The sequence below is a fragment of the Streptomyces turgidiscabies Car8 genome (assembly GCF_000331005.1).
Lineage (GTDB): Bacteria > Actinomycetota > Actinomycetes > Streptomycetales > Streptomycetaceae > Streptomyces > Streptomyces turgidiscabies.
Window position 1 is genome coordinate 1 of the sequence record NZ_AEJB01000604.1, and the last position, 8340, is coordinate 8340.

8 protein-coding genes and 1 pseudogene are annotated in these 8340 nt (G+C 68.7%); 6 read left to right on the top strand and 3 right to left on the bottom strand.

Annotation, left to right across the window (positions count from 1 at the left end; all coding sequences use genetic code 11):
• Nucleotides 1–111: 111 nt before the first annotated feature.
• Both STRTUCAR8_RS42085 and STRTUCAR8_RS42090 read right to left on the bottom strand, forming a co-directional pair.
• Nucleotides 112–1317 (bottom strand): phospholipase D-like domain-containing protein, encoded by a 1206-nt coding sequence (locus STRTUCAR8_RS42085; protein ID WP_179200478.1) that lies wholly within the window; start codon nt 1315–1317, stop codon nt 112–114.
• 157 nt (nt 1318–1474) lie between these two features.
• On the bottom strand, nt 1475–2371 hold the full coding sequence (locus STRTUCAR8_RS42090) for a LysR family transcriptional regulator (RefSeq protein WP_006382520.1): 897 nt from the start codon (nt 2369–2371) through the stop codon (nt 1475–1477).
• Between the two features lie 94 nt (nt 2372–2465).
• On the opposite strand from STRTUCAR8_RS42090, the gene STRTUCAR8_RS42095 reads away from it, so the two are divergent.
• The 6 genes from STRTUCAR8_RS42095 (at nt 2466) to STRTUCAR8_RS42120 (ending at nt 7832) form a co-directional block, all read left to right on the top strand.
• On the top strand, nt 2466–3323 hold the full coding sequence (locus STRTUCAR8_RS42095) for an alpha/beta fold hydrolase (protein WP_044473824.1): 858 nt from the start codon (nt 2466–2468) through the stop codon (nt 3321–3323).
• The gene (locus STRTUCAR8_RS42100) at nt 3320–4186 is read left to right on the top strand and encodes an LLM class flavin-dependent oxidoreductase (RefSeq protein WP_006382521.1); all 867 of its coding nucleotides are present in this window, start codon (nt 3320–3322) and stop codon (nt 4184–4186) included. Before STRTUCAR8_RS42095 ends, STRTUCAR8_RS42100 begins: the two co-directional genes overlap by 4 nt.
• 5 nt (nt 4187–4191) lie before the next feature.
• Complete coding sequence (locus tag STRTUCAR8_RS42105) at nt 4192–4971, top strand: class I SAM-dependent methyltransferase (RefSeq protein ID WP_044473827.1); 780 nt, start codon at nt 4192–4194, stop codon at nt 4969–4971.
• Between the two features lie 147 nt (nt 4972–5118).
• Nucleotides 5119–5499, top strand: coding sequence for a VOC family protein (locus STRTUCAR8_RS42110; protein ID WP_006382526.1), 381 nt, complete (start codon nt 5119–5121; stop codon nt 5497–5499).
• A 306-nt stretch (nt 5500–5805) separates the two neighbouring features.
• Nucleotides 5806–6372, top strand: a complete 567-nt coding sequence (locus STRTUCAR8_RS42115; protein WP_044473825.1) for an HD domain-containing protein — start codon at nt 5806–5808, stop codon at nt 6370–6372.
• Nucleotides 6373–7307: 935 nt separating this feature from the next.
• The gene (locus STRTUCAR8_RS42120) at nt 7308–7832 is read left to right on the top strand and encodes a winged helix-turn-helix domain-containing protein (RefSeq protein WP_006382523.1); all 525 of its coding nucleotides are present in this window, start codon (nt 7308–7310) and stop codon (nt 7830–7832) included.
• Between the two features lie 229 nt (nt 7833–8061).
• On the opposite strand, the pseudogene STRTUCAR8_RS42125 reads toward STRTUCAR8_RS42120, so the two are convergent.
• A pseudogene (locus tag STRTUCAR8_RS42125) lies at nt 8062–8340 on the bottom strand (hypothetical protein); the annotation flags it as partial.

Genomic DNA, 8340 nt, shown 5'->3' on the forward strand with positions numbered 1-8340 from the left:
CAGGGGTAGGCGTGTCTGAAGTCGGGGGCGGGACGGGCACGCACGAGGGAATCCGTGCGACCTCCGGCCGTGTACCCGTCCCCGGCGTTGTCCGAGCCCTGCCGCCCGAGTTCAGAGAAAGCGGCGGATCGGGGTGACAGCGGCTTCCTTGACGCGCTGGAGCAGCGTCCGCCGTCTCCAGCGAGTGAGATCGATGTCCACACTGCGTTCGAGGTCCGCGTCGTAGTCCCGTTCGAGTGAGGCGGTGAACTCCTCGTCCAGTACGGCGAGCATCACCTCTTCGTCGTGGTCCATGGACCGACGGTTGAAGTTGGTGGAGCCGATGAGCGAGGCGACCGAGTCCACGGTGATGATCTTGGCGTGCATCATGGTCGGCTGGAACTGACGGATGTGCACACCTGCCCGCAACAGGCGCGTGTAGTGGTGTTGACCGGCGAGCTGACAGGCGCGCTGGTCGGTGTGCGGGCCGGGCAGCAGGATCTCGACGCGCACGCCGCGACGAGCGGTCTCGCACAGCAGGTCGATGAAGTAGGTGTCCGGAGCGAAGTAGGCGGTGGCCAGCCGGAAGCTCTCCTCGGCGGAGCTGAGCATGACCCGGATGAGGGTCTGCATGTCCTGCCAGCCGATACTCGCGGAGCCTCGGACGACCTGCACCACCGACGAGCCGGACTGCGGGTGTTCGACGAAGCGGTCGCGGTCGTCGAAGAGTTCGTCGTGGCACTCCGCCCAGTTCTGCGCGAACGCCGCGGCGATGCCGTCGATGGCCGGACCGCGGACCTGGACATGGGTGTCCCGCCACTCGGCGGGGTTGCGCGCGTCACCGCACCATTCCTCCGCGATGCCCACGCCCCCGGTGAAAGCCGTGTGTTCGTCGACGATGAGGGCCTTGCGGTGGCAGCGGTGATTCTGTTTGAACGGCGACAGCCAGGCGGGTCTGCGGAACCAGGCCACTTCCACTCCGGCGGAGGTCATGAGGTCCAGCAGCTCCCGCTCGATCTCCTTCGCGCCGAAGCCGTCGAGCAGGAGCCGCACCCGTACCCCCGCGCGGGCGCGGTCGGCCAGGCCGGCGGCGAAGTCGTGGGCGATCTGGCCCCGCCAGTACACGAACGTCATCATGTCGATGGTGTGCCGAGCCGATCGGATCGCTCCGAGCATCGCGGGGAAGATCTCGTCGCCGTTGCGCAGGGGCAGCAGTTCGTTGCCTTCGGTGGCGGCCACGCCGATCAGCCGCTCCAGGCGACGGCGCAGGCGCAGCTTGCGCGCCGCCGCGTCAGGTGTCGCATCAGGTGCCGTGTCGCGAGCGGGGGGTGCAGGTATACCGCCGAGTGTCACGCCGAAACTCCCACTGGACTATGAGGACGGAACGTCACGGGCTGCTGGACGAGCCCGAACAACCACGTTCCCGGTCGGCGCCGCGGCACTCCCGTACAAGGGCAGTGACGTACGGGGGCCGGAGGTGTGGGTCGGCGCAGGATCAACCGCGCTCGGCGATCGTGCCTGCGATCTCCACGGCGAGCTCGATCGCCCGTGCCGCGAGGGGGGAGTGAGTGCGATGCGCCTGCCACAGCAGGAAGATCTCGCGCGGCGGCGGTGCCGGTCTGAGTTCGTGGACGCACAGCGAAGCGTCGGAGCCGACGTCGGCACTGTGGACGGCGAGTTGAGGCAGGATCGCCGAACCCATGCCGGCGCGCACCATCGACAGCACGGTTTCGTTGCCCGCGGTGCGGCACACGATGTGCGGCCGTACGCCGCGGCGGGCGAGGGCCTGTTCCATCCGGGCCTGGTCGCAGATCGGTGGGTGAGCCACCATGGGCGCGCCGTCGAGTCGGGCCAGGCGCACGGGGCCGTCGGGGAAGGTGCCGCGGCGGGCCACCAACAGGTAGGGATCGTCGAGCAGTTTGCGGTGTTCGACGTCGCCTTCGACACGGCCGTCGAAGAACGTCAGGTCGAGCTCATGGACCTGGGGCTGATCGGTCTCCTCCTCGAACAGCCTGATGTCGCAGTCGGGGTGCTCGTCCCGAAGCCCGCGTACGAGCAGCGGAAGAATCACGTTGGACACGCTCTGGAAAGTCCCGATGTCGACCCGGCCGTCGCCGGCCTTGAACCGGTCCACGGCCGCCGCCATCGCCTGGGCCTTCGCGAGCAGGTCGCGTCCGTGGGCCAGCACGACCGTGCCGAGCGGGGTGATCCGCACCGGCTTGGGGCCACCCGGCCGGTCGAACACGGCACCGCCGACGGCTTTCTCCAGAGCCGCGATCTGCTGACTCACCGTCGACTGGGTGTACCCGAGTCGCGCGGCGGCCCGCCCGAACGAGCCTTCGTCGGCGACCGCCGCCATCGTGGCGAGATGCCGCAGTTCCACATCGGACATGAGCCCACCCTAGCCAATAGCATTACATTTCACGATCGACTTGATCGGAAACTATCGCTTTTCGCGATGGAAGAGCAGGTCTAGCGTGACGCTCATGACAGACAACCTTTCGCACGGCGAGCAGCTCGTGAAGATCAACGATGCCGAGCTGTGCTTCGAGACCTTCGGCAACCCCGCGAACCCGGCGATCCTCCTCATCGACGGCGCGACCGCCTCGATGCTGTGGTGGGAGACCGAGCTGTGTGAGCGGATCGCGCGTGGCGACCGGTTCGTGATCCGCTACGACAACCGGGACACCGGCAGGTCCACCAGCTACCCGCCGGGCCGACCCGGCTATACGTACGCCGACCTGGCCGGGGACGCGCTCGGCATCCTGGACGCCCTGAACGTCGAGCGCGCGCACATCGTCTGCCGGTCCATGGCCGGCGGAATCGGGCTCATGGTCGGCGTGGACCACCCCGACCGGGTGGAGTCACTGACGTTCGTCTCCACCTCCACGGGCGAGGAAGGACTCCCGCCGTCGTCGGAGGGACTCGCCGACGGTATCCCCGCCGACCCGGACCCCACAGACACCGGTGCGGTGGTGGACTTCGTCGTCGCATCGGCGAAGGCGTGCTCGGGCGGCTCGCCCTACTTCGACGAGACCGCCACGCGCACGCTGGTCGAACAGGACGTGGCCCGCACGCGCGACATCGCCTCCACCCTCGTCAACCACTACGCGATGAGCTTCGAGGGATCGTCCCGCGATTTCACGTCCGTCAACGCCCCGACCCTGGTGGTGCACGGCGACCACGATCCGGTTCTCCCACTCCCACACGGACACGCGCTGCGCGACACGATTCCCGGCGCGACCCTGCTGACCCTGGAGGGCGCCGGACACGATCTGCCGAAGCCGCTGTGGGACGTGTTCGTCCCGGCTCTGCTCCAGCACACCGCGGGCGGCCGGCCATGACCCGGCTACGGTCGGCGCTCTGGCTGCCGCTGTTCGACGATCTCGCCGACCCGGCGGCGATCGCCCGGCTGGCCGCCGAGGCGGAAGAGGCAGGCTGGCACGGCGTGTTCGTATGGGACCACCTGAGCTGGCGGGCGCCGGTCCGCCGGGTGGCCGACCCGTGGATCACCCTGGCAGCGGTCGCCACCGCCACCGAACGCCTCCGGTTCGGCCCCATGGTCACGCCCCTTGCCCGCCGGCGGCCGCCCAAGGTCGCCAGGGAGACCGCCACCCTGGACCGGCTCGGCGCCGGCCGCCTCACACTCGGTGTCGGTCTCGGCAGCGACCGCTTCGCCGGCGAACTGAGCGCGACCGGCGAGGAACTCGATGACCGGCGGCGCGGCCAGATGCTCGACGAGTCACTGGAGATCCTCACCGCCGCGTGGTCCGGCAGGCCGGTGCACCATCACGGCCGCCACTACACCGTCGACGGGATCTCCTTCCTCCCCGGACCGGTTCAGCGCCCCGGCGTACCGGTGTGGGCAGCAGGACTTCCCGGCAGTGCCAGACCGCTGCGACGCGCCGCCCGGCACGACGGGTTCGTCCCGGTCAACCTCGAACACCCCGACCAGCTCGCCGACATCGTCACCACCCTCACCGGCCTCCGCCGGCGAACGACCACCCCGTACGACATCGCCGTCCCCCTCCCACCCGGCGCCGATCCCGCGCCCTACGTCCCTGCGGGTGCCACGTGGTGGCTGGCGGAGTTCGCGCCGGAGACAGTGTCACTGGACCAGGTGAGAGGCGTACTGCGGGACGGCCCGGCAGACACGAGCACAGCCACAGCCAAGGCCCCGGCCGCAGACATCGAAAGGATTCGGTGACGGTGATGTCAGATCTGTCAGACCTGTTCGACTACGACGCGGAACTGCGCCTGCACAACGAACTCTTCCGAGCCGCAGCCGACGTCGGCTCGCGCGACCACGTGCTCGACATCGGCTGTGGCACAGGCCAGTCCACGCGCGAGGCCGCCCGCGCCGCCGGCGAGGGAAGCGCGGTAGGGGTCGATCTCTCCGCGCCCATGCTGGAACGGGCCCGGCGCCTCAGCGACGCCCAGGGGCTGAACAACATCACCTACCACCAGGCGGATGCCCAGACTCACCGCTTTCCACCGGCTCGGTTCGACCTCTGCGTCAGCAGGTTCGGAACGATGTTCTTCGCCGACCCGGTCGCCGCCTTCACCAACATCGGGCGTGCGCTGCGCCCCGAGGGGCGCCTGGTGCTGCTGGTCTGGCAGGAGCGCGACCGCAACGAGTGGGCCACCGCGATCCGCCGTAGCCTCACCGTCGCGTCCGCGCCACCCGACGGCCCGGACCCGTTCTCACTCGCCGACCCGACCGTCACGGAAGGGATCCTGACGGCGGCCGGCTTCGCGGAGATCGGCTTCACCGACGTAAGTGAGCCCGTCTTCTACGGCCCGGACAGCGCCACCGCCTTCGACGCGGTGCTCCGCCTGTGGGAGGTCAGGGACCTGCTCGCCAACCTCGATGCCGCCGCGGCCGATGAGGCACGTACGCGGTTGCGCACCACCCTCGACGCCCACGAGACCGACAGCGGTGTCCACTTCGACTCGCGTGCCTGGATCGTCGCCGCTCGCCGCTGTCCCTGACCGCCGCCAGGAGGAAGGCGGCCCGGAAATCATTTCGCCCGTCCTCACCTGGTCCGGTACGGTCGCGGGGTTGTTTTCTCTGCCGGGAGCCCATGAGGTTCGCGTGGGGCCGCCCCGGCAGTTCCCAGGCTGAGAGCAGGTTCGGTTATGGCGTGTCGTATCAGTGAACTCGTGCTGGGTTGTCGCGACCCTGAGGTGCTGGCACGGTTCTGGTGCGAGGTCCTGGACTTCGTCGTGCTCGACCGCGAGGGCGACGACATGTACGAGATCGGGGCGCGCGACGGGTTCGGCGGTTCGCAGCCGACGATCATTCTCAGTCGCAGGGACGATCCGGAGAAGGGTAAGTCCCGGCTGCACATCGACATCAACGCCACCGACCGCGACCAGGACGCCGAACTCGAACGCCTGCTGAAACTCGGCGCGCGCAAGGCCGACATCGGCCAGACGGGGCAGGAACAGTGGCACGTCCTGTCCGACCCCGAAGGCAACGAGTTCTGCCTGCTCAAGTCCCGCCTCAACCCTCTCTGACACTCATCACCGTGCGGTGAGCGAGGTCTCCGGCAGGGAATTCTTCGACTGAGAAGAAACCGAACACCGGAGGCCTCGTAGCGTTCGGCGAAGACGTCCAGCGCCTCGTGGAGTGTGCAGGCGCGTGCCTCACGGATCGCCTTGATGGCGAAGATGATCCGGTGGCTCACGATGTCGTGGTCGACACTCTCGGGCAGTTGTTCCGTAAGACCGACAGGTTCGTTGAGAGTTCCTCTTGCAGACACAGGCAGCGGCGGAGGTCAGTACCCTGACGCGGTGATTGCCAATGCCGTCTTGTCGAAGGCCATGAGCGGCACCGCCGACCCGCCTCTGCTCCCTCTGCCGGATCGTGTCGTAGAGCTTCTGTCAGAGCTGGGAAGTCCGCCGCGGCTGGCGGCTCACCTGCGCGCCGTCCATGACGTCGCACACCAGTTGGTCGGCTGGGTGGGACGGCGGTACCCCGCTGTCGTCTTCGACCGCGAGGCGGTGCTCTTCGGGGCCGCGACGCATGACATAGGCAAGACGGTGCACCTGGCCGAGCTCGCCGGGCCTGGATCGGCGCACGAGGAAACGGGACAAACTCTTCTGCTCGAACGCGGCGTCGGTCCGGAGCTGGCGCGCTTCGCTGCGACTCACGCGTCGTGGGCGAACGTCCGCGTCGGCATCGAGGACCTGCTGGTCAGCCTCGCCGACAAGATCTGGAAGAACAAGCGTGTCCCTGACCTGGAGGATCTCGTCGTGGCACGGCTGGCCGAAGCGAGCGGAAGGGCGGCGTGGGAGGAGTTCATCGCTCTCGACGAGGTTCTCTCCGCCATCGGCGACACAGCAGACGAGCGCCTGGAGTTCCAGGCGTCCTTCCCGATCCGCAACTGAGGGCGCGGGGCTGCTGCGCCGTTTCAGCCGGCCGGCTTCCGTGGCCCGGACGCACCGGTCAGCTGTCGAGGAAGTGCTGGAACAGGCAACCCTGCAGGCCCGCCGATCTCCCCGCGTAGGTCGGCGTCGGTGAGGTAGTCGCAGGTAAAGGCCGTGCGTACGGCCCGCTCCAGTCCAATCCAACTGATACACCCTCTGTGGCTTGTTCACCTCGGCGAGGAAGACTCCCGCCGAGCGCGCCGGGCTCCGCCTTCAGTTCGGAAGAACGTTCGGCTCCCGCCCGGGCTGCCCTCCTGCCCCCTTGTCCTGGCGACCAGGTCGTCCAGCCAGGTACGCGAGGCCGAAGACAGCCGCTCCACCGTCGTCGCGCAGAATGCCTCCTCGCGGTGTTCACCGCCGAGGCGACCAGCCGCGTCACCTTCGCGGGGGCCGGCGGCTCCAAGCGGTCCTTGCGGCTACGCGACACCACCGGCTCGGCCAGTCGGTCTCGGTTCAGTTCGATCGGGCACGGCACCGCTGCCATCTACTGCCTGAGCCGGGCCTGGTCCGTCGGCTCGTACTTCCGACGCGTGCCCAGCTCACGCCCAGCGCCTCGTCGACCGTTCCCGGCCGCTCTCAAGCGGTTCACGAGGGGCGGTCCAGAAGTATGTGCTACGCCAACTCTGTTCGACAGAAGGTGCGGGCATGACAGCTCGACTGAGCACATCCACATCCACATCCACGTTCACCGAGCCGCGATACCCCCTGTTCACCCGTAGGCCGAAAACCATCTATTGATACGTGTCCGTCAATATTTCACCGGGGTTGCGTACCGCGTGCCCCTTTGTCTCCGGGGGGACGCTCCGCCAGGCTCGCCGGGGTTCCACAGGCGTCCGCGTCGCCGACGCGGGCTCGTCATGTGCCACAGAGCGGGAGAGTACGAGAGGAAGGCATGCGTGGAAGACATCATGACGCCGGATGTGAAGATCGTCCGTTGGCCGGCCGAGTCGGGAAAACTGGAGGGCTTCCGTATGCAGGGACTGCCCTGCCTCATCGTGGTGGCCAGGGGCGCACGGGTGCCCGAGTTGGCGGGCGCGCACGAGGACTGGGTACGACAGCCGGTGGAGGCCTGGGAGTTGAAGACCAGAATCGCGTCACTGCATCTCAAGGCCACGTCCCGGAGCGCGGCCCCCGTCGTGGACGAGGACGGGTTGCTTCGCTACGGCGGCGCTGTCCTGCCCCTCACCGTCTCCGAGGCGGCGGTGCTGCGCGGGCTCGTGCAGCGTCGTCCGGGGATGGTGAGCCGGGCGGAACTGGCGGAGCGGCTCCTGTCCGCCAACCGCTCCGCCAGCCAGAACGCACTCGACCTGCACATGATGAGGTTGCGGCGGAAGGTCCTGTCCGTCGGGCTGGCCATAGAGACCGTGCGGGGGCGCGGGTTCCTCCTGAAGACCCGGTCCCTCGCTGATCCGAGCGGTTGACGTTCCGGAAAGGGAAGGAACGGAAAGGAACGGGCCCTGGGGGCGGGTGACGAGCCAGGGTTGATCGAGTGGCGCAGGCGGCTGAGAGCGGTCCGGACGGGCGGAGGCGTACCGGCACTCTCTGGCTGTGCCTGTTTCGGCCGGGTGCCCGGCGTGTACGAAGGCGCGGTGGCGCCTCGTGCGGCCGGGCACCCGGTGGTACCGGGCCGAACGAAGCGCCACGGCCCGGTTATCGCGCCGGTTGGGTGGCGGAGTCCGGGGATTCGGCTGCACTCGACCGCGCGTCTGCGTCGGGGGCGGTCTCGGAGCCGGTCTCCGTGGTGGTGTCGGTGGGGACGTTGATCCTGCCCGGCAGCCACACCGCGGCCACCACCGCGGCCAGTGCGAGAGCCCCGGCGGCCACACCGAAGCTCACATGCATGGCCGACAGATACGCGTCCTGAGCCGTGGCCAGCAGTCCCGGGACCTGTTCGCGTGCCCCGGCCGGCAGCGCACCCGCCGCCTGGAG

Excerpts from the sequence above, each read along its gene's own strand:
- STRTUCAR8_RS42090 (WP_006382520.1), bottom strand. The coding sequence starts at position 2,371 with ATGTCCGATGTGGAACTGCGGCATCTCGCCACGATGGCGGCGGTCGCC.
- STRTUCAR8_RS42095 (WP_044473824.1), top strand. The coding sequence starts at position 2,466 with ATGACAGACAACCTTTCGCACGGCGAGCAGCTCGTGAAGATCAACGAT.
- STRTUCAR8_RS42100 (WP_006382521.1), top strand. The coding sequence starts at position 3,320 with ATGACCCGGCTACGGTCGGCGCTCTGGCTGCCGCTGTTCGACGATCTC.
- STRTUCAR8_RS42105 (WP_044473827.1), top strand. The coding sequence starts at position 4,192 with ATGTCAGATCTGTCAGACCTGTTCGACTACGACGCGGAACTGCGCCTG.
- STRTUCAR8_RS42110 (WP_006382526.1), top strand. The coding sequence starts at position 5,119 with ATGGCGTGTCGTATCAGTGAACTCGTGCTGGGTTGTCGCGACCCTGAG.
- STRTUCAR8_RS42115 (WP_044473825.1), top strand. The coding sequence starts at position 5,806 with ATGAGCGGCACCGCCGACCCGCCTCTGCTCCCTCTGCCGGATCGTGTC.